The sequence below is a fragment of the Marinimicrobium hydrolyticum genome (genome assembly GCF_030848505.1).
Lineage (GTDB): Bacteria > Pseudomonadota > Gammaproteobacteria > Pseudomonadales > Cellvibrionaceae > JAVDDU01.
The window spans coordinates 281,773-302,762 of the sequence record NZ_JAVDDU010000003.1 but is presented as its reverse complement, the minus strand read 5'-3'; the positions used below and the strand labels follow the sequence as shown (position 1 = coordinate 302,762).

The 20,990-nt window shown below is 56.8% G+C and carries 19 protein-coding genes; 12 read left to right on the top strand and 7 right to left on the bottom strand.

The genetic code is table 11. The annotated features are described in order from the left end of the window. The first annotated feature begins 34 nt into the window (after positions 1-34). Genes RBH33_RS07470 through hldE form a run of 4 tightly spaced genes read left to right on the top strand, consistent with a single transcriptional unit; the run spans position 35 to position 5,084 of the window. Positions 35-964 carry a branched-chain amino acid transaminase gene (locus RBH33_RS07470; RefSeq protein ID WP_306731532.1) on the top strand — a complete coding sequence of 310 codons (930 nt, stop codon included), beginning with the start codon at positions 35-37 and terminating at the stop codon, positions 962-964. 58 nt (positions 965-1,022) lie between these two features. Continuing rightward, positions 1,023-1,832, top strand: coding sequence for a glycosyltransferase family 2 protein (locus RBH33_RS07465; RefSeq protein WP_306731531.1), 810 nt, complete (start codon positions 1,023-1,025; stop codon positions 1,830-1,832). Beyond that, on the top strand, positions 1,825-3,630 hold the full coding sequence (gene msbA, locus RBH33_RS07460) for a lipid A export permease/ATP-binding protein MsbA (RefSeq protein ID WP_306731530.1): 1,806 nt from the start codon (positions 1,825-1,827) through the stop codon (positions 3,628-3,630). Before RBH33_RS07465 ends, msbA begins: the two co-directional genes overlap by 8 nt. A 29-nt stretch (positions 3,631-3,659) precedes the next feature. Next, complete coding sequence (gene hldE, locus RBH33_RS07455; RefSeq protein ID WP_306731529.1) at positions 3,660-5,084, top strand: bifunctional D-glycero-beta-D-manno-heptose-7-phosphate kinase/D-glycero-beta-D-manno-heptose 1-phosphate adenylyltransferase HldE; 1,425 nt, start codon at positions 3,660-3,662, stop codon at positions 5,082-5,084. A 332-nt stretch (positions 5,085-5,416) separates the two neighbouring features. On the opposite strand, the gene RBH33_RS07450 is transcribed toward hldE, so the two are convergent. The 6 genes from RBH33_RS07450 to RBH33_RS07425 all read right to left on the bottom strand — a co-directional run bounded on the left by RBH33_RS07450 (position 5,417) and on the right by RBH33_RS07425 (position 11,329). Then, a complete protein-coding gene (locus RBH33_RS07450; protein WP_306731528.1) occupies positions 5,417-5,962 on the bottom strand; it encodes a DUF4136 domain-containing protein in 546 nt (181 codons plus the stop codon). Between the two features lie 19 nt (positions 5,963-5,981). Continuing rightward, on the bottom strand, positions 5,982-6,389 hold the full coding sequence (locus tag RBH33_RS07445; RefSeq protein ID WP_306731527.1) for a gamma-butyrobetaine hydroxylase family protein: 408 nt from the start codon (positions 6,387-6,389) through the stop codon (positions 5,982-5,984). A 23-nt stretch (positions 6,390-6,412) separates the two neighbouring features. Next, positions 6,413-7,732, bottom strand: a complete 1,320-nt coding sequence (gene hslU, locus RBH33_RS07440) for an ATP-dependent protease ATPase subunit HslU (protein WP_306731526.1) — start codon at positions 7,730-7,732, stop codon at positions 6,413-6,415. A 34-nt stretch (positions 7,733-7,766) separates the two neighbouring features. Next, the gene (gene hslV / locus RBH33_RS07435; RefSeq protein ID WP_306731525.1) at positions 7,767-8,306 is read right to left on the bottom strand and encodes an ATP-dependent protease subunit HslV; all 540 of its coding nucleotides are present in this window, start codon (positions 8,304-8,306) and stop codon (positions 7,767-7,769) included. A gap of 97 nt (positions 8,307-8,403) precedes the next feature. Beyond that, positions 8,404-8,880 (bottom strand): SPOR domain-containing protein, encoded by a 477-nt coding sequence (locus tag RBH33_RS07430; protein WP_306731524.1) that lies wholly within the window; start codon positions 8,878-8,880, stop codon positions 8,404-8,406. A 235-nt stretch (positions 8,881-9,115) separates the two neighbouring features. Next, on the bottom strand, positions 9,116-11,329 hold the full coding sequence (locus RBH33_RS07425; protein WP_306731523.1) for a primosomal protein N': 2,214 nt from the start codon (positions 11,327-11,329) through the stop codon (positions 9,116-9,118). A gap of 295 nt (positions 11,330-11,624) precedes the next feature. On the opposite strand from RBH33_RS07425, the gene rpmE reads away from it, so the two are divergent. Further along, positions 11,625-11,843 (top strand): 50S ribosomal protein L31, encoded by a 219-nt coding sequence (gene rpmE / locus RBH33_RS07420; RefSeq protein ID WP_306731522.1) that lies wholly within the window; start codon positions 11,625-11,627, stop codon positions 11,841-11,843. A 30-nt stretch (positions 11,844-11,873) separates the two neighbouring features. Continuing rightward, positions 11,874-12,698: a thermonuclease family protein gene (locus RBH33_RS07415; protein ID WP_306731521.1), complete on the top strand. Its 825-nt coding sequence runs from the start codon at positions 11,874-11,876 to the stop codon at positions 12,696-12,698. A 50-nt stretch (positions 12,699-12,748) separates the two neighbouring features. Here the strand turns inward: RBH33_RS07415 and RBH33_RS07410 are convergent, their stop codons facing one another. Beyond that, complete coding sequence (locus RBH33_RS07410; RefSeq protein WP_373568238.1) at positions 12,749-15,148, bottom strand: penicillin-binding protein 1A; 2,400 nt, start codon at positions 15,146-15,148, stop codon at positions 12,749-12,751. A gap of 308 nt (positions 15,149-15,456) precedes the next feature. On the opposite strand from RBH33_RS07410, the gene RBH33_RS07405 reads away from it, so the two are divergent. Genes RBH33_RS07405 through aroK form a run of 6 tightly spaced genes read left to right on the top strand, consistent with a single transcriptional unit; the run spans position 15,457 to position 20,944 of the window. Next, positions 15,457-16,524 carry a pilus assembly protein PilM gene (locus tag RBH33_RS07405; RefSeq protein WP_306731519.1) on the top strand — a complete coding sequence of 356 codons (1,068 nt, stop codon included), beginning with the start codon at positions 15,457-15,459 and terminating at the stop codon, positions 16,522-16,524. Further along, positions 16,524-17,093 (top strand): PilN domain-containing protein, encoded by a 570-nt coding sequence (locus RBH33_RS07400; protein WP_306731518.1) that lies wholly within the window; start codon positions 16,524-16,526, stop codon positions 17,091-17,093. The genes RBH33_RS07405 and RBH33_RS07400 overlap by 1 nt, the downstream gene beginning before the upstream one ends. 1 nt (position 17,094) lies before the next feature. Further along, positions 17,095-17,706 (top strand): type IV pilus inner membrane component PilO, encoded by a 612-nt coding sequence (locus tag RBH33_RS07395; protein ID WP_306731517.1) that lies wholly within the window; start codon positions 17,095-17,097, stop codon positions 17,704-17,706. A gap of 2 nt (positions 17,707-17,708) precedes the next feature. Next, on the top strand, positions 17,709-18,242 hold the full coding sequence (locus tag RBH33_RS07390) for a pilus assembly protein PilP (protein WP_306731516.1): 534 nt from the start codon (positions 17,709-17,711) through the stop codon (positions 18,240-18,242). A gap of 36 nt (positions 18,243-18,278) precedes the next feature. Further along, entirely contained in the window at positions 18,279-20,417 is a 2,139-nt protein-coding gene (locus RBH33_RS07385; RefSeq protein ID WP_306731515.1) for a type IV pilus secretin PilQ, read from the top strand. Next, positions 20,417-20,944 carry a shikimate kinase AroK gene (gene aroK, locus RBH33_RS07380; RefSeq protein ID WP_306731514.1) on the top strand — a complete coding sequence of 176 codons (528 nt, stop codon included), beginning with the start codon at positions 20,417-20,419 and terminating at the stop codon, positions 20,942-20,944. Before RBH33_RS07385 ends, aroK begins: the two co-directional genes overlap by 1 nt. Positions 20,945-20,990: the final 46 nt, after the last annotated feature.

The following is a 20,990-nucleotide window of genomic DNA, read 5'->3' as shown; positions in this document are numbered from 1 at the left end:
TTACTTATACTGATTTGTTTTCTAGGAGTTGGCTATGTCATTTGCCGATCGCGACGGCGTTATCTGGTTGGATGGCGAATTGGTGCCCTGGCGCGATGCGCGGGTGCATGTGCTCACCCACACCCTGCATTACGGCATGGGCGTGTTCGAAGGGGTGCGCGCCTACCAGAGCGCTGATCGTGGAACGTGTATATTTCGGCTGCGCGAGCACACCGACCGTCTGTTCCGCTCTGCGCATATCATGCGCATGAAGATGCCCTACTCGAAAGACGAGCTCAATGCCGCCCATAAACTGGTGGTGCGCGAGAACGGCCTTCAGGAAAGCTACTTGCGGCCCATGGCGTTTTACGGTTCTGAAGGTATGGGGCTGCGCGCCGACAACCTGCGTGTTCACGTCATGGTTGCCGCCTGGCACTGGCCCACGTACATGTCCCCGGAGGCTCGCGACCTGGGCATTAAAGTGCGTACCTCCAGCTACACACGCCACCATGTCAATATCACCATGTGTAAGGCGAAAGCCAACGGGAATTACATCAATTCCCTTTTGGCGTTGCAGGAAGCCATTGACAGCGGTTGTGAAGAAGCCTTGTTGTTGGACAACGAAGGTTATGTGGCCGAAGGCAGTGGCGAGAACGTGTTTTTTGTGCGTGACGGCGTCATTTACACGCCGGAACTCACCTCGTGTCTCGACGGTATTACCCGCAACACCATCTTTCAACTGGCGGCGGACTGCGGCTACGAAGTGCGTGAAAAACGCATCACCCGGGACGAGGTCTACGTCGCGGACGAAGCCTTTTTCACCGGCACGGCGGCGGAAGTTTTACCCATTCGGGAATTGGACGGGCGCATCATCGGTGAAGGTCGCCGCGGCCCCATCACCACTGAATTGCAAACGCTGTATTTCCGCGCCGTAAAGGGCGAATTGCCTGCGCACAGTGACTGGCTCGCGCCGGTCGCTGATTGATCAGTCGGAGGCGGGCCCGCGAGGCCCGCCCGCCAAGCCCCCGGGTGGGCAGATTTTTATGACGGTACCCCGCACCACATCCAAGTCCGAGCATTCCATCTCCGCTGTCTTGATCGTCAAGAACGAAGAGCGGAAGTTGGCTGCGTGTCTGAAGAGCTTAGACTGGGTGGATGAAATCATCGTGCTCGACGGTGGCAGCGACGACCGCAGCCGGGAAATTGCCGAGGCTGCCGGGGCGCGAGTGGAAGTGCGCACCGACTGGGAGGGCTTTGGCGCCCAGCGCTGTCGGGCCGAAGCCCTGGCCACCAGCGATTGGATCCTAGCCATCGACGCTGACGAGCGGGTCACGCCCGAGCTTCAAGCCAGCATCCGCCAGGCGATTACTCAAGGGCCCGCTGTCTACGAGGTGAACCGGCTCTGCTGGTGCTACGGACGCTACATTCGTCACTCAGCCATGCACCCGGACTGGGTGCCTAGGCTCTACCCGCGCGGTCAGGCCAATTACGATTCCACCCGGGTCCACGAGCGCCTGCGCAACCCCAACAATTTGCCTCAGCGCCGTCTTGACGGCGTCATGCTGCATTACGTGTACGACAATGTGCGGCATCAAATGCAAAAAGCGGCTCATTATGCGGAAGAGTGGGCTCGAGAGCGAGCTGACCGGGGCCAACGCGGCTCTTTGGGCTCGGCAGTGACGCACAGTCTGTTCTGTTTCTTGCGAATGTACCTGCTGCGGCGCGGATTTCTCGATGGCCGCGCGGGCTTCCTGCTGGCTATGTTGATGTCCCATGCCACCTTTGCCAAGTACGCAGAACTTTGGGTGCTGACCCGCCAGGCGGGATCGGAGGAACCCTCGCGTCATGAGTGAGCCAGCTCCCACACCGTTGACGGACGAAGTCCGCCAGACCGACGCCGCATCACTCAAAGTGTATTTAAGGCTCCTGGGTTACCTGAAACCCTACTGGGGCATTTTCTCCCTGAGCATCCTCGGTTTCGTTATCTACTCCGCCGCCCAGCCTGCCATGGCACAGTTCATGGAGTACCTGCTGGACTTCATTAACGAGCGGGATGCCGGCCCCGCTTATATGCCCTCTCTGATTATCATGGGCATCGTCCTGGTGCGCAGCCTGGGCGCCTTTGTGGGCAACTACTTTATTTCCCGCGTCTCCTTCGGAGTAGTACACACACTGCGTTTGCAGCTGTTTAACCACATGACCACTTTACCCGGAGACTATTTTGACAGTCACAGCAGCGGACATCTGATGTCCGTAATCACCTACAACGTCAACGGGGTGACCACGGCCGCCTCGGACGCCTTGAAAACCCTGGTGCGTGAAGGTGCCACTGTCTTGGCTCTGTTGGTATACCTGCTCTATAAAGATTGGATGCTGACACTGCTGTTGTTGTTAGTTACGCCACTGATTGCGGTATTGGTTGGTTACGTGGGCAAACGCCTGCGGCGCCTCAGCGCGCAGGTCCAGCACAGTATGGGCGATATAACCCAGGTTTCTTCTGAGATGATCAACGGCTACCGGGTGATGCGCAGTTTCGGCGGTGAAGGCTACGAAAGACGACGTTTTGCGGAGGCCAGCTGGCGTAACTATCTGCAAAATATGAAGATTGTTCTGACGGCGTCCCTCAACACCCCGATTTTGCAGATGCTGGTGGCGGTTGCCATGGGCCTGTTGTTGTGGGTGGCCCTGAGCATTATGGAAATCGAATCTCCCGGCGCTTTCGTGGCTTACTTTATCGCCGCGGGTATGATTCTCAAGCCTATGCGCCAGCTCAGTGAAGTGGTACCCACCATTCAAAAAGGTGTGGCAGCGGCGGACAGTATCTTCCAGCTACTGGATGAACCACCGGAGCGGGATACGGGCGAGTACCGGGTGGAGAGAGTCAAAGGCGCGGTGCGCTTTGAACAGCTCAGTTTCGGCTATGGGCGAGACGACCAGCTTGCCTTGAAGGACATCAGCCTGGATGTGAAACCGGGTGAAGTAGTCGCTCTGGTGGGGCGCTCGGGTAGCGGCAAGACCACCTTGGTGAGCTTGCTCGGGCGATTTTACGACCCCACGAGTGGGCAAATCTGTCTGGACGGTGTACCCCTGTCGGATTACGCACTGGACAACCTGCGCCAGCAAATCGCCCTGGTGAACCAAAATGTGATTCTGTTTAACGATACGGTGGCGGGAAATATTGCCTACGGCGCCTTAGCGGGCACCGACTTTGAGGCAATCCGACGCGCCGCCGACGCCGCCAACGCCACTGAATTTATTGAGCAGTTGCCCAATGGTTTCGATACCATGATTGGCGAGAGCGGTACGCGCTTGTCGGGCGGGCAGCGACAACGGTTGGCCATTGCCCGGGCGATATTAAAAGATGCGCCCATTTTGATTCTGGACGAGGCAACTTCTGCGCTCGACACTGAGTCTGAACGCTACATCCAGTCCGCTTTGGAGTATGTGATGCGCGGGCGCACCACCTTTGTGGTGGCTCACCGGCTATCCACTGTAGAGAGTGCGGACCGCATTGTGGTCATGGGCGAGGGTCGAATTCTGGAGCAGGGCAGCCATCAGGAGCTGCTGGCTGCCGGAGGCCAATACGCGCGCCTGCACGCACTCCAGTTTCGGGATGAGCCCACCCCCGACGTGGACGACTCGGGGGCCTAGCGGCTCCCATTATACGAAAAGGAAGTTTTATGCACTTGACCATGCCATCCTTCGACCAAACTCAGATCCTGGTTGTGGGCGACGTGATCTTGGATCGTTATTGGCACGGCAGCACCTCGCGCATTTCCCCCGAAGCTCCAGTGCCGGTTTTCAAAGTTGGGCAGGAAGACGATCGGCCAGGCGGTGCTGGAAACGTCAGCCTCAATATTGCCGCCTTGGGTGCGGGCGCTTCATTGATCGGCGTGGTCGGTGACGATAGCGCCGGACTTTCGCTCAGCAGCCGTTTGGCGGCTGCCGGCATCAATGCTGAGCTGCAAGTATCAGAGGGCAAGCCGACGGTTACCAAGCTGCGGGTGATCAGTCGTCATCAGCAGCTCATCCGCATGGATTTCGAAGACGAGTTTGAGCCCTCCGACAGCAGCGATTTTCTGGCCAAAGCCACGGTACTCATGCCTAAGGTGAATGCTCTGGTCCTTTCCGATTATGCCAAGGGTAGCCTGCACGACTGCCAAGCGCTGATTGCCCTGGCGCGCCGTCACAAGGTACCGGTTCTGATAGACCCCAAAGGGCGCGATTTCAGCCGCTACCGGGGCGCGGACGTGCTCACGCCCAACCTTCAGGAATTAGAAGAAATCGTCGGCCCGTGTCGCAGTGAGCAGGAATTGGTCCGCAAAAGCACTGCTTTGATGGAGCAGTTGGACATAGGCGCCTTACTCATTACTCGCGGCGAGCAGGGCATGAGTTTGTTGCGGCCAGGTAAGCCGGAGCTACATCTTCCCGCCAGAGCGCGGGAAGTGTATGACGTTACCGGCGCTGGCGATACGGTAATTGCGGTACTGGCGGCGGCTGTGGCTGCAGGACAATCCCTTCCCCAGGCGATGGCCCTGGCCAATCTCGCGGCTGGGCTGGTGGTGGCCAAGCTCGGCACCGCCACGGTCAGCGCTCCCGAGCTGCGGCGTGCGCTTTTTCAGGAGGCGGGCGTTGAGCGGGGCGTGGTGACTGAAGAGCAATTGCTGTTGGTGTTGGAAGACGCCCAGTCACGTGGCGAGCGCATTGTGTTCACCAACGGTTGCTTTGACATTATTCACGCTGGCCATGTGGGCTACCTGGAAGAAGCCCGCAAGCTGGGCGACAGACTCATTGTGGCGGTAAACGACGATGATTCTATTCGTCGGCTCAAAGGGGAGGGGCGCCCCATCAATCCCATAGAGCGTCGAATGGCGGTTTTGGCTGGTCTGGAATCTGTGGATTGGGTGGTGAGTTTTGGCGACGACACGCCGGAACGCCTGTTAACGTTGATTCGGCCGGATGTGCTCGCCAAGGGCGGCGATTATGAAAAGGATCAGGTCGTGGGGGCTGAAATTATCAAGGCTCAAGGTGGAGAAGTGCATACCCTGCGCTTTTTCGATAGCTGTTCCACCAGCGGCATCGTCAACAAAATTCGCGGCGGTTGAGCCTGCCGCCCGTCCGAGTTATTCCGCATTGCCGTCCGGGATAAATAATCAAATTAGCAACTTCGTAAGTTGGCCCTCGGGCCGCGCAGGGTGAGTGTTCAGCAAACGTCGTAAACCCAGTCCCTACGCGCTCCCGACGCTTCGGGACACTCCTCACTTCCCTGTGAGTCGTCCATGGGGCTGCCTCACCGGAGCGCCGGCCGAAAGGTCCCTCTTTTGAGGCTTGCTGAACACTCACCCTGCACGCCCCACCCTAACCTCACTCTTTGGCATTCTTTTCTCAAACCACAAAAGTAAGAAGCAAGAGGGAACTTGCGACGGACAGCAATGCGTTATTCCGGGGGAAATTGTTGAGTCAGGCGGTCAAGTGTGCGCTTGAGCCGCTCTTCCTGCGCCAGCTTGAAGTGTTCCAAGGGGATGGCCGAAGCCGTACCGCGCCATATTAGCTCGTTGCTGCGGGTTTCTGTCACATCCAGCACCATTACACCTTCCTGACGCTCGGTAGGCGATAAAGCGCGGCTACTGCCCACGCCCAAGGTTCCACTGCGGCCGATAGGCACCCCAATGGACAGTCCCACTCCCCGGGATCCCCCGGTGGTTCGTCGCGTGAATGCATGTAAGCTGAGCAGTAAATCAGGTGCTTCCGGGTCCATAATCAAACCCTGTTCTTCCAAAGCTTCTTGCGCTATGCGTTGCAAACGCGCCATATCCACGCCGGGAATTTGTGCTTCGCCAGAACGCCAGACGTAAGTTTGATAGTTTTGGAAATTGGTGTCCGGGTGATAGTCCTGCTCGTAACGGGTGCTGGCGCAGGCGCTCAGCAGCAGCGTTGCCGCCAGGATAAGCAGTGGGCGATAAAGCAGAGCGGTCGTTTTCATGGCAGGCCTCACAGTTAAATCAGATGAATTTCACCACCTGGGTGTCAGGTGCTCGGCTCTTGCCTTGAACGTGCAGCTTATCCAGATACTCTTGCCAGTAGCGCGCCTGATTCTCGCCCAGTTCGTACAAATAGTCCCAGGTGTAAATGCCGGAGTTGTGACCATCGTCAAATTCCAGTTGCAGCGCATAGTTGCCCGCAGCGGCCACGTGCTTGATAGCGACATCTTGCTTACCGCTGGGTAGCTCCCCCGGCTCGGAGCCGTGACCACGAACTTCGGCGCTGGTGGAGTGAGCCCGCAAATACTCCGCGTCCAAAAGGAAGGTTTGCGCACCGAATTGCAGCTCCAGCTGACGCGATTTGCGGTGCAGCTGAACTTTGCTTGGTATGCGCTTGGGCTGTGTTACGCCCTTTTCAGTTCCCGCCACCTGATTCATATCTCCCGTGAGTATTAAAGTATGTAGCGGCTTAAATCTTCGTTTTTCGCCAGTTCGCCCAAGTGTTCATCCACATATGCAGCGTCGACCACCACGTCTTTGTCACCGTTGCCGGCGTCGAAGGAAACGTCTTCCAGCAGGCGTTCCAGCAGAGTGTGCAGGCGGCGAGCCCCAATGTTTTCAGTGCGCTCGTTGACTTCCCAGGCGGTTTCCGCAATGCGCCGGATGCCGTCTTTCTGGAATTTGAGACTCACCCCTTCGGTATTCAGCAAGGCCTGGTGCTGTTCCGTGAGCGAGGCATTGGGTTCAGTAAGAATACGTTCAAAGTCGTCGGGCGTCAGCGCGCTCAATTCCACTCTGATGGGCAGGCGGCCCTGGAGTTCCGGGATTAGATCCGATGGCTTGCTGAGATGAAAAGCGCCCGAGGAAATAAACAGAATGTGGTCGGTTTTGATCATGCCGTGCTTGGTGCTGACGGTGCAGCCCTCGATCAATGGCAGCAGATCTCGCTGCACCCCTTCACGGGACACGTCACCGCCGCCGCTGGACTCGGCGCGTTTGGTAACCTTGTCGATTTCGTCCAGAAATACGATGCCGTTTTGCTCGGCGGACTCTATCGCTTGTGCTTTGATGTCTTCGTCGTTGACCAGTCGGCTCGCTTCCTCTTCACTTAATTGTTTGAAAGCCTTCTTCACGGTCAATTTGGTTTTCTTGGTTTTGCCGCTGGAGATGGACGAAAACATGTTCTGAAGTTGATTGGTCATGTCCTCCATGCCGGGCGGAGCCATAATTTCCACACCCACGGGAGTGCTGGAAACCTCCACCTCAATCTCTTTGTCGTCCAGTTCGCCTTCGCGCAATTTCTTGCGAAAAATCTGCCGGGTGCTGGAGTCCGTTTCGGTACGCTCCGCACCGCGAGCTGGGGGTAGGAGTGCATCCAGAATGCGCTCTTCCGCCGCTTCAGCGGCGCGATGTTGAACGGTTTTCAGGGCTCGCTCCCGATGCATTTTAATGGACATGTCCACCAGATCGCGGATGATGGATTCCACATCGCGGCCCACATAACCCACTTCGGTAAACTTGGTGGCTTCCACTTTAATGAAAGGCGCTTGAGCCAACTTGGCTAGGCGGCGCGCAATTTCGGTTTTGCCCACGCCCGTGGGTCCGATCATCAAAATGTTCTTGGGGGTGATTTCGCCGCGCAAATCTTCGCCCACTTGCATGCGCCGCCAGCGGTTGCGCAAGGCGATGGCGACGGCTCTTTTGGCTTCCTGTTGGCCGATGATAAACCGGTCCAGTTCATGGACTATTTCACGGGGAGTCATATCAGACATAAGTCGCTCGCACTCAATTCGTTTGACCGAAACCTCAGTATTCCAAGGTCTCGATGGTGTGGTTGTGATTGGTGTAGATGCAGATGTCGCCGGCGATGGAGAGCCCTTTTTCCACGATGCTGCGCGCGTCCAGATCGGTATTGTCCAAAAGCGCTCGGGCCGCCGATTGGGCGAAAGCGCCACCGGAACCAATGGCAATCAAATCGTCTTCCGGCTGGATCACGTCGCCATTACCGGTAATGATCAGCGATGCTTCTTCATTGGCTACCGCCAGCAGGGCTTCGAGTCGGCGCAGAGCGCGATCGGTGCGCCAGTCTTTCGCCAGTTCCACGGCAGCACGCACCAGTTGACCGCCATGGGCATCCAGCTTGGCTTCAAAGCGCTCGAACAGGGTAAACGCATCGGCGGTGCCGCCTGCAAAGCCGGCAATCACTTGATCTTTGTATAACCGGCGGACCTTTCGGGCGTTGCCCTTCATGATCGTGTTGCCCAGAGAGACCTGTCCGTCTCCGCCGATGACCACTTGGCCTTTACGGCGCACGGAGAGAATAGTGGTGCCTCGGTACTGTTCCACAAGTCATCCTTTTGGTTTAAGAGTTGATAAACCAAGGTGGGGGCGGCGGGAGTGAAATTCAAGCGGGCACCCGAGTGCAGGGCGCCACTTCAATCGGTTAGTGGTCAGCTTGGCGCTTGAGTACTAAGGCGTTGTACTCGTTGGAGACCAAAGTGGCTCGGGCGCTGGCTAGGCGACTTTGGTTGTTGAAAGGGCCCACCAACACACGGTGCCAGATCTGGTCATTGTTCAAGGTAACTTGCTCGGTGTAGGCCTCTAGGTTCAGGAGCAAGAGTTGGGCGCGCAAGCGGTCAGCCTCATCGTTGCGCCGAAATGAACCCACCTGCAGGATAAATTCTTCCCGATCTTGAAGGCGCGGCTCGGCCGTTTGTTGTTCGGGTGCGGCTTCCCGTTGTTGTGGTTCCGGCTCGGTGGCGGGAACAATCACCTCGCTCTCTTTCAGCAATTTGTAAAAGTCGAAGCGAGGCTTGGAGATGGTTCGGGTTTCGGGTTCCGGTTTGTGCTGAGCGACAGGTGCGCTCTCAACGGTTTGGCTGGTCTGCTCGGGGAGATCGGCCAGATACACCAGGAACATAATAAATGCTCCAAGGACGCCGCCCGTGAACAACCATACCCAGCCAGGAACCTGGCTTTGAGGTTTATGGCGTCGCGCAGCAGGGCGGTTTTTTTTGGCGAAATCTCGAGTCATAAGGGTCGGGTCATAGCGACTGGGCGCGGACGAGGAAACTGGCAGCAATTGTAATGAGTTGAAGCGGGCACGTCACTAGGGCGCCACTGAATAAGTTCTGTGATAGCAGCACTGAATCAGTTTAGCTCATATCCTGAGGATCTACGTCAATTGCCCACCGAACCCGCTTGCCCAAGGCTTCGCTCTCCAGCTCCAACGCCAGTTGGGTGAGCAGCTTCTGCAAGTGGCCCCGTGAAGCGCTGTTTATGTGTAGTTGGTAGCGGAAACGATTGCCGCGTTTTTCCATCATGGCCGGCAGCGGGCCAAGATAAGACAGCTGTGAGTCCGACGCGTGCAGTCGCTCCGCCCGAGCTAGGGCCAGACGCAAAAACTCCACGGCATTTTCGGGCCGGCTGGACTCAGCCCGTAGCAGCGCCATGTGACGGAAGGGCGGTAATCGCCCCTGCTGGCGTTCTTGTAGCACCGTATCCGCAAAGGCGTGATAACCCGAGTACATCAACGTTTGCACCAATGGGTGATCAATATGGTGGCTTTGCAGTATGACCCGCCCGGGCTTTTCAGCCCGCCCGGCTCTTCCCGCCACCTGCAGCAGCAGTTGCCCCATGCGCTCCGGGGCGCGGAAGTCGGTGCTGAACAAGCCGGCGTCGGCATCCACGATCACCACCAGTGTGACGTCGGCGAAGTGGTGTCCCTTGGCGAGCATCTGGGTGCCCACCAAAATGCAGGGTTCGCCTTTGTTCACTTCAGCCACCAGATCGCGCAAGGCGTTTTTACGGCGGGTGGAATCCCGGTCGACTCGAACCACCGGGACTTGGGGGAAGCTTTGGCGCAGGGCAGCTTCACTGCGTTCTGTGCCTTGGCCAAGCGGCTCCAACTGGCTGCTGTGGCAAGAAGGGCAAGTACGGGGCAAAGGCCGTTGGTGACCGCAGTGATGGCAGTGTAAGTGCCGGGGGTGTTGGTGAACCGTCATGCGCGCGTCGCAGTGGGGGCACTCGGCCAGCCAGCCGCACTGGTGGCATTCTAGCGTGGGCGCAAACCCCCGGCGATTGAGGAACACCAACACCTGATTGCCCATGTCAATTTGGGCTGCGATGGCAGCCAGGGAGTCCCGGCTGAAGCCCTCATGCAGAGTCTGATTGCGTAAGTCCTGTAACTCTACGGTGGGCGGGCGGGCACCGCCCGCCCGCTGACTGAGGCGCAGATACTGGTAGCGCCCCTGGCGGGCGTTATGCAGAGTTTCCAGCGCTGGCGTGGCACTGCCCAGCACCAGTGGGATGTTGAGCCGGTGCGCACGCACCACGGCCAGATCCCGCGCCGAGTAGCGAAAGCCATCTTGCTGCTTAAAGGAACCGTCGTGTTCTTCGTCGACGATAATCATGCCGGGATCCGCGAGGGGGGTAAAAATGGCCGAGCGAGTCCCGATCACTATGCGTGCCCGGCCGCTGCGGGCCTGTAACCAGGCATCCAGTCGCTCGCGGTCGTTTAGCCCGGAATGCAGGGCCACGACGGGTTGGGCAAAGCGGCGCTGAAAGCGCGAGAGGGTTTGCGGAGTCAGGCCAATTTCCGGCACCAGAACCAGAGCCTGCCGGCCTTCGGCGAGAGTGCGAGCAATGGCTTGGAGGTAAACCTCGGTCTTGCCGCTGCCAGTAGCGCCGTCCAGCAGGCTTACTTGAAAGCGCCCCGGGTGAATCTGGCGCAAGGCTTCCGCCTGCTCCGGATTGAGAGTGAGCGGTTGCTCACTTAGAAGGTCGGTGGTTATGGCCTTTTGGGCCGGCTGGACTTTCTCAATCAGGTGTTTGTCTTCCAGTGCCTTGATGGCGCTGCGAGGTATGTCGAGCAGCGTAAGCTCCGCCCGGCTGAGTTGGGCGCGGGTCTGCAACGCCGCGAGAAGTTCGGCCTGACGGCGCGCGCGTTTCAACGCACCTTCCGGCAACCCTTTACCCTCAGTCGTCAATTGCCATACGGGTTCCACAACAGAGTCTGTCGCTTCGCCTTGGCGCAGCAGTGCTGGCAGCGCTGTATGCAACGCTTCCCCGATGGGGCACTGGTAATAGTCGGCCGCCCAAAGGCACAGCTGCATCAACTCTTCCGGCCAGACTGGCGACTCGTCCAAGCGCTCCAGGGCTGGGCGAAGCTGTGCGGGTGCCACCTGTGAGTAATTGCTTACTTCCAGTAAAATGCCTACCAGCTGCTGACCTCGGAAAGGCACCCGAATGCGTATGCCCGGTGGCCACCGCCGGACATCGTCTGGATCTGTCCCTTCAGGTGCCAAATAGTCGAACCGGCGTCGCAGCGGTGTTGGCAGGGCGAGATGTAGGTAAACTGGCTCGGCCATGACGGAGCTTGAGTCTCCTTCGTTAACACTTTTTTTGGGAGGTCCCGGTTGGTGGCCCTCGTTTCGGGCCTGGCGGTGGGGCAGCATAGCGCATTTGGCGACGCGATAAAGCGGCTTTTTGGGTTAGGCCGCAATACACTTACGCGCCGGGGTACTTTTTAACCTAGAGCCAGTCATGGGACTTGCGCCGCCGCAATTTTCTGGTACTATCGCGCTCCTTTACGCCCTTCTATCAACCGTTGTTCCGTGCCCGGCAAAAGATCGGGTGGCGGCACGAAAACGACAAGGCAAGATCATGAAAGCAGATACGCATCCCAAGTACACCGACGTGACAGCTACTTGTAGCTGTGGCGCTACCATCAAGACCCGCTCCACTCTGGGCGAAGATTTCCTGGTAGACGTTTGTTCTGAATGTCACCCGTTCTATACGGGCAAACAGAAAATCGTCGACACCGGCGGCCGTATCGATCGCTTTACCAAGCGTTTCGGCAGCCGCATCGGAGGCAAGAAGTAAGCGTGTTTGTGCGCCTTTAGGCCCAAGCCTATGGTTATCAAACCCAAAAAAGCGCCGAAAGCGAAAGCTCTCGGCGCTTTTTTTATGTTTTGGGCTTTAGCCCTTCCCGCCCAATCCCATTGCCCTCCCCCCGAGGGGGCAGAGCGCGAAACCGCTGTTGTTGCCTCGGTCATTGATGGCGATACGGTGCGTCTACAGGATGGCCGCCGGGTGAGGTTCTTGGGGGTTGATGCACCGGAACTGGGGCGCTCAGGTGAGCCTCATGAACCTTTGGCGCTAGAAGCGCATGCACTTGTGCTTGAGTGGACGCCGCCGGGACACCCCTTGACGCTGGTCTACGATGCGGAGCGTGAAGATCGCTTCGGGCGAACTCTGGCGTACCTATACGATGCCAAAGGGCGCAGTCTGGAAGCGGAGTTGCTGCGTCAGGGCCTAGCGTTCCACGTGGCTGTCCCGCCCAATCTGGCGCTTGCCGATTGCTTGCGCGAGCAGCAGGAAAAAGCCCGGCTGCGGGAGGTGGGCGTTTGGGGGCACCGCCATTGGCAGCCCACGCCAGCGGCAGACGTCAGCCAAGGCGGTTTTCAGCTGGTGAGCGGAAAAGTGACCGATGTGAGCTTCACCCGAGACACCGTTTGGTTGGAGCTGGATGGACCGGTGGTAATACAGGTTCCAGCCTCGGATCGTCACTATTTTAATTTCACTGACGATGACTGGGAGCGTTGGTTGGGTCGGACTATCCTGGTCAGCGGCTGGGTCATTGATCGCTCTGAATCCAGGGCGGTGGAGAGGGGGTTCCAGCCCTGGATGATGCGTCTACGCAGCCCCCACGCTCTGCTGTCGAACGCACAAGAGTAAGCGCGGCGAGACTGCCGCGCACGCTCACTCTCTATTAGAACAACTCTCCGCTAGAATAACTCTTCAGGCAAGCTCTGCTCTTCCCGCGTACGACTGGTGCCGGAAGGACGATCTTCCCGTGGCGGGACGTTCTCTGCGGTGAACATTTCGAATATCGCGTTGGGATCACCGATGTGAGCGCGTCGGCCATTCTCCGGATTGATGCGCACCGTGACGATGCCATCGGGCTGCTGCGGCGGCCGGTCCGGTAAACCTTCCAGCGCTACGCGCATATAGTTGATCCAGATCGGTTGCGCGGCGGTGCCGCCATACTCCCCCCGTCCCAGAGGCGTGTTTTGATCGAAGCCAAGCCAGGCGACCGTTGACAAGTCCGGACTGTAGCCGGCGAACCAGGCGTCCCGAGGGCCGTTGGTGGTCCCGGTTTTACCCGCCAAATCGTTCCGTCCCAGAGCGCGTGCCCGGTGACCGGTACCGCGGGTGATAACATCCCGCATCATGGAGTCCATAAGATAAGCGGTGCGCTCATCAATCACTCGGGGAGCTATGGGCAGAGGTTCCAAAATGACTTGATCGGGTGCGTCTCTGGTACCGAGAGATTCCTCCAGGGTGGCCAGACGTACCGGCTCATCAGGAGCTGAAACTGGCTGTGTTGACTCCAATTCAAGCGGCTCAGCAAGGTCGTGGCTGGCGGTGGCCATAAGCTGTTGGCGGGAGAAGTCGTCGGCGCTATCCCGATCCTCTTGCTCGCACGGCTTGCAGACCGTTAGGGGGCGCGCTCGGTGCAAGACCTGGCCGAAGCTATCTTCAATTCTTGAAACCACATAGGATTCGACACGGTAGCCGCCATTGGCAAATATGGCATAGGCGGTGGCCAGCTCCAGAGGCGTAACGGCGTGACTGCCTAGGGAGATTGATAAGTTGCGGGGCAGCTCTTCCTGGGCGAAACCAAAACGGTCCAGAGTATCGAGCAGGGCGGGTAGCCCAATGCTGCGCAAGACCCGGATAGAAACCAGGTTGCGCGAGCGGTAGAGCGCCTCACGTAACCGGGTTGGACCCAAGAAGGTTCCACCGTCGTTTTCAGGCCGCCAGGCCCCTTCAAGGCTGGCATCCTGAATGACGACCGGCGAGTCGTTAACAATCGACGAGGGTGTAAAGCCGTTTTCCAGTGCGGCCGTATACACAAACGGTTTAAAGCTGGAGCCGGGTTGGCGAACGGACTGCAGGGCACGGTTCAACTGACTGTGGCGGAAGTCAAAGCCGCCCACGACGGCCCGCATAGCGCCGTCCTGTGGATCGACGGACACCAGAGCGCCCTGCACGGTGGGCACTTGGCTTAAATGCCATTGGTCTTCCACTTGTTGTAGACGAATCATGTCTCTAACGGCGAGCACGTCGGAGGCGCTTTGCGGTGCTGGGCCGCGAGCGTTTTCATTGATGTAGCGGCGCGCCCGAGAGAGCCCCTGATCCCATTCCAGGGTAATGGTCTCACCATTCGCGAGTAAAACCTCAGCCGATTGCTCCTCAACCGCCAACACCGCTCCAACAGACAAACCGCCAAAGCGGGGGGCGCTTCGAAGGGTACGCAACCAGGGGCTGTAATCGCCTTCGGTCTCGAGCTCTTCCAGGCGGGCTTCCGGACCCCGGTAGCCATGGCGTCGGTCATACGTCAGTAAGCCTTCAACTACGGCGGCTTGGGCGGCGGCCTGATGCCGACTGTTTACGGTTGTATATACCTTGTAGCCGTCTGTATAGGCGTCGGTGCCAAAGCGCTCAACGGCTTCGCGGCGCGCCAGTTCGGCCACATAAGGAGCGTAAAGATCCAGAGTAGCTCCGTGATAGCGAGCATCGTCGGGAGTCTCCACGGCCGCTATATAGGTGGGTTCGTCAATATAGTTGAGGGCGAACATCCGCCCGAGGATCCAGTTGCGTCGGGTTAGCGCACGACTCGGGTTGGCCAGCGGATTATAGGCTGAAGGTGCCTTAAGAACCCCGACGATCATGGCCATTTGGTGCAATTCCAGCTCGTCCAGATTGCGTCCGTAATAAATCTGAGCCGCCGCCTGAATGCCATAAGCCCGGTTGCCGAAGAACATTTTATTGTTGAACAGCTCCAGGATTTCCTCTTTGCTGAGCTCTCGCTCTATCTGAAGGGCGAGCAAAACCTCGTTCAGCTTTCGAGAAAAGACCTGTTCACGGGTCAAGAAAAAGTCCCTGGCCAGCTGCATGGTGATGGTGCTACCACCGCCTTGAATTTCACCTGTTTGCACAATTAGTGACGCAGCTCTCAAAAAACCTCTAATAGAAATGCCCCGATGGTCGTAAAATTCAGCATCTTCAGCGGATAATAGCGCTTGGATGTAGAGTTCGGGGATGTCCTCGTAGCGCACGGGAGTGCGACGCTGTTCACCAAATTCACCAATAAGTTGGTCGTCACTTGAATAAACGCGCAAAGGGGTCTGTAATTTAACGTGTCTAAGGGTATCCACGGGTGGCAATTTGGGGCTTAAAAAGAGATATAACCCCCCCAAAGCTACCGCACTGGCGCTAAGACCAGCGAAAAATAACCAAAATAAGACACTCAGGTACGACTTTTTAATAGGCATTTTTTCTATTGGAATTAATAAGTTAGCGAATTAGGTGACAAGAACGCTGCATTATACGGGCTTTTTCCCTGTTTACATACGCGCCGTCTTGTTGCAGGCTTAACTTAAAGTGCTATAACATAAACTGCGTCTAAGTTACGGATATAGATAGAAAAATGGGCATTTTAAGCTTCCTGGATACTAGGGCAAAGCCGGTCTTGGGGTTGGATATCAGCTCCACCTCCGTAAAACTTCTCGAGCTCAGCCGCCACGGTGACCGGTACCGCGTAGAGACATACGCGGTTCGCCCACTGCCGCCAAACGCTGTGGTGGAGAAGAACATTAACGATCCAGAAGCTGTCGCCGAGGTCATCAGGGCCATGGTGAAGCAATCCAAAACCAAATTAAAACAAACCGCTGTAGCTGTTGCTGGCTCGGCGGTGATTACCAAAATCATTGATATGCCCGCTGGCCTCAGCGACGACGCGATGGAGACACAGATCTCTATAGAGGCCGATCAGTACATTCCGTTCCCTCTTGAAGAAGTTGCCATCGACTTTGAGGTCCAGGGTGAGTCGCCTCGCAATCCTGACCAAGTGGAAGTTTTGTTGGCCGCTTGCCGTCGGGAGAACATCGACATGCGGGTCAATGTGCTCCAGTTGGCCGACCTGGCTGAAGAAATTGTCGACGTGGAAGCCTATTCCATGGAGCGCGCTTTCGGATTGATCGCCGAACAGTTGGAAGATCAGGAAGGGCAGGTGGTGGCCGTTGTGGACATCGGCGCCACCATGACCACCCTCAGCGTTCTTGTGGACGGTAAGACGGTATATACCCGCGAACAACTGTTTGGGGGCAAGCAGCTGACCGAGGAAATCCAACGCCGATACGGTCTGTCCATGGAAGAAGCCGGTCTGGCGAAAAAACAGGGCGGCCTTCCCGATGATTATGAGAGCGAAGTATTGGCGCCTTTTAAAGAAGGTGTCGTTCAGCAGGTGACCCGCTCGCTGCAGTTCTTCTTTTCCGCCAGTCAGTACAACGATGTGGACTACATTATTCTCGCTGGCGGCGTCGCTTCAATGGATGGCCTGGTAGGCCTGATCGAAGAAAAATTGGGTACCCAAACAGCGGTGGCCAATCCGTTTGCCAATATGTCAGTGTCCTCTCGGGTGAACTCAGCCGCTCTGGCTAATGACGCTCCCTCGCTGATGATTGCCGCCGGGCTGGCGATGAGGAGTTTCGACTGATGGCTAGAATTAACTTACTGCCCTGGCGGGAAGCTTACCGGCAAGAAAAGAAAAAAGAATTTTTCGGCATCATAGTTATCGTTGGCATTGTGTGCGCCGTGGCCGCTTATTTGTGGGTCTCTTCTGTGCAAACGGCAATCGCTGATCAGACAGCGCGCAATCGCCTGTTGACCGCAGAGATCGCCGAGCTTGATAAAAAAGTGGATCAAATTAAGGTTCTGCGCGAGCGGCGTGAACAGTTGCTGGCGCGGATGCGAGTTATTCAGGATTTGGAAGGTACCCGCCCGGTCATTGTGCGCTACTTCGACGATATGGTTCGCGCCATACCCGACGGCGTGTTTCTGAATCGAATGACTCGTGAGGGTAGAGTGATCCGCTTGGAGGGGATAGCCGAATCCAACAATCGGGTATCGAACTTTATGCGCAACCTGGATCAGTCTGACTGGTTCACCAGTCCTAACCTCAGTTCTGTGACCAGTGCACCCGCGTACGGGGAGCAGGCCAACTCTTTCATCATGTCTGTGCGCACCTCAGCGCCTGCGGACCAGGATTCTGAGGAGGGTAACTGAGATGGCCTTCGCTGATACGCTGGAACAAATCAAGAATTTCGACGTTAACGATATCGATATCGACCGCATCGGTGTCTGGCCGCTGCCCGGAAAAATCTTTGTGTGTGCACTCGTAGTCGCCGCGATACTGGGTGGTGTCAGCTATTTTAAGATCAAGGAACTGAATCAACAGTTGGATCGGATTACCGCCCAGGAAACCACGCTACGCCGGAATTTTGAAACTAAAAGTTTTCAGGCGGCGAATCTGGACGACTACATCCTGCAAATGGAAGAAATGGAGCGCTCCTTCGGCGCCCTGTTGGATCGCCTGCCCAGTGATACCGAAGTGCCCGGGCTGCTGGAGGACATAGACGCGCGCGGTTCCGAGAGCGGACTGGATATCAACAGTATTCGTCTGGAAACTGAGCAGCAATCCGAGTACTACGTGGAGTTGCCCATCAGTATCAACGTAACCGGTAGCTACCACGACATGGGTAACTTCGTGAGTGGGGTCGCCGGCATGCCGCGCATTGTTACTTTGCACAACTTCGCCATTACCCGGCGCGGCAGTGGCGGAGAGTTGACCATGCAGATTCAGGCCAAGACTTATCGCTATAAGTCACAGGATGAGTAGTGATGAAAAGAAATTTAACAATAATCAGTTTAGTGTGTTCTCTGGCTCTGCTGGTCGGATGCGGAGGCACCAATCAGCATCGGGACTTGCAGCAGTATATTGAGGACACTAAAAACCGGCCCGAGGGCGAAATCGAGCCTCTGCCGGCGTTTCGTCCGTACCGACCTTTTACCTATGGCGCCATGACACTGCGTAGTCCTTTCGATCCGCCCATGCGTGAAGAGGAGCGGTCAGCTCGGTTGAGCGGGGTCAAAGTTCAACCCGATTTGGATCGGGAAAGGGAATATCTGGAAAACTTTAACGTTGCGTCCCTGGCTATGGTGGGCACGCTGACCAGAGACGGTCGGCTGTGGGTGTTGGTTGACGACGGTCAGGGAGGCGTGCATCCGGTAACGGTGGGTAACTACCTGGGTAAAAACCACGGACGAATTGTGGCTGCTGATCGCAATCAGGTTGAGCTGATGGAGATCGTATCCGACGGTGGGGGTGGCTGGGTCGAGCGGCCCAGAATTATAGAATTACGAATAAATGGATAAGCACTCATGCGCGCTTTGTTCTTATTGGGGTCAACCATGCGAAAACTAGCCTTGTTCCTTGTCTGTCTGGTGCCTTCACTTGTGTTGGCTCAAGGTCTGGACGATATAAAATTCTCATCTCTTCCCGGAGATCGATTCGAAGTGCGCCTGACATTCGACGGCGCACCTCCCGAACCTCAGGGTTACACCATTGAGCGGCCGGCGCGCATCGTGCTGGATTTTCCTGAGGTGGTAAGTAACCTCAATCAGCGGCGCTTCCCCCTGTCGTTTGAAAACAGTTCCAGCGCCATGCTGCTTACTTCTGAGGGGCGTACCCGCCTGATTTTGAATTTGTCCGAGTTGACCACGTACAACGGTCGCGTGGAAGGCAATGATTATGTTGTTGAGGTAGGTGGTGTTCAGGGCGGCTATGTGTCCCAGACGGCCGAAGTGGGTGCGACTTACTCGCCCTCGGAGCGTCCTCGTCAAACTCGTGGGCCAGAGCGCCAGCGCGTGACCAATATCGATTTTCGCCGCGGCGACGAAGGTGAAGGCCGAATTATTATTAACCTGTCCGATGACAATGTACGGGCGGACGTGAGCAGCACTGGCGAAGGTGTACGTCTGTCTCTGTCCAACGTGTTTTTGCCGGAGGAGCTGCGCAGACGCCTGGATGTGCGTGATTTTGCCACGCCCGTGAATCTGGTCAGTGCTAGCTACGATGAGCGTGGAACTGTATTGAACATCGCCGCCCGCGGTGAGTTTGATTACATGGCTTACCAAGCCGACAGAGAATACGTGATCAGCGTTAAACCGCTGACTCAACGAGAGATTGAGGCGCGGGATCAAGAGTTTGCCTATACCGGTGATCGTTTGTCCCTCAACTTCCAAGACATTGAGGTCCGCAGCGTATTGCAGATTATTGCAGACTTCACTGATCTCAATTTGGTGGCCAGCGACACGGTGCGCGGGCGTATTACTCTGCGGTTGGATAGCGTGCCTTGGGATCAGGCGTTGGACCTGGTACTTAAAACCCGCGGTTTGGATAAGCGCTTGAACGGTAACGTACTGATGGTTGCGCCAGCAGCAGAGATTGCCGAGCGCGAACGGCAGCAACTGTCCTCCAGGCAGCAGCTGGAAGAGTTGGCGCCATTGCGGACTGAATATATTCGGGTTCGCTACGCTAGCGCCCAGGCAATGTTTGAGTTGTTCCGCGGTCAGCGGGGCGGTGAAGGTGGCGGCGGTCGTGGCGGTTCCGGTCGCGAGGGTAGCCAGGCCACCGGTAGCGTACTGTCTTCTCGTGGCCAGGCGATCGTCGATGAGCGTACCAATTCAATTATCCTGACCGACACCTCTGAGCGTATCGAAGCTTTTAAGCGGCTGGTTGAACAAATTGACATTCCCATTCGTCAAGTGATGATCGAGGCTCGCATAGTGATAGCCAACACCGACTTCCGTCGCGAAATGGGTATTCGCTGGGGTGGCGTGGGTTACACCACCTCCGGCAACCGTTTGGTTGAGGTGGCTGGCTCCACGGCTGGATTGGATTCCTCTCCGGCATCTCCAGCCGAATGGCTGACCGGGCAGGGTGGTACCTTGGATCTGAATGAAAATATGATGGTGGATTTAGGGGTGGCTAATAGCGCCGGTAGCTTTGCCTTCAGCATCTTAAGCAATAACGCCTTCCTAGATATGGAGCTGTCCGCTCTGGAGAACACCGGTTACGCTGAAATTGTTTCCCAGCCGAAAGTGATCACTGGCGACAAACAGCGGGCCACCATCGAGTCGGGTACGGAAATTCCCTATCAGGAAGCATCTGCCAGTGGTGCCACCAGCACCTCCTTTAAAGAGGCAGTCTTGAAGTTGGACGTAACTCCGCAAATTACACCAGATAACCGGGTAATAATGGATCTGATCATTAATCAGGACACCGTTGGCGCATTGAACCCCGCTTCCGGCATTCCGACCATTGACGTGACTCAGTTGGAGACACAAGTGTTGGTGGCGGACGGACAGACGGTGGTCTTGGGTGGCATCTTCCAGGTTGAGCATCTCAAGGGTGAAGATAAAGTGCCTTTCCTTGGCGACCTACCGTTTGTCGGGCGCTTGTTTAAGAGGGAAGTTCGCGTCGAAGAAAAGCGCGAGTTGCTCATCTTTATTACCCCCAAAATTATGGCTGATAGCCTGACCAATTGATGTCCAGAGATAATGTCTTTCTTGTCGGCCCCATGGGGGCCGGCAAATCCACGATCGGCCGTCTTCTTGCCAGCGAACTGAAGTTGCCTTTTCGCGACAGCGATAGGGTTATCGAGGAGCGCACGGGGGCAGACATTCCCTGGATATTCGATGTCGAAGGGGAGAGTGGATTCCGCGCTCGGGAGTCGGCGGTCTTAACGGAACTGGCTTCTCTGACGGGTGCAGTGATCGCTACCGGTGGAGGCATTGTGCTTAACCCAGCGAATTGCGCCACCATGAGTGCGTCCGGTTACGTGTGCTACCTGACCGCCGCCATCGATCAACTGGTGGAGCGTACCTCTCGCGATAAAAAGCGACCTCTTCTTCAGGTGAACAATCCCCGCCAAAAAATCGTAGATCTTTTGGCAGAGCGGGATCCTTTGTATCGCCAGGCCGCCGATTTTGTAGTGACCACTGATCGCCGCTCGCCACGCATGGTTGCGCAGGAGATCGCCCAGCAACTGGCGCACGTCCGCGAGGTCAGTTGAAGTGTGATAATATGAGGCTCCTTTTTCTCAGGGGCTCCTCGCTACG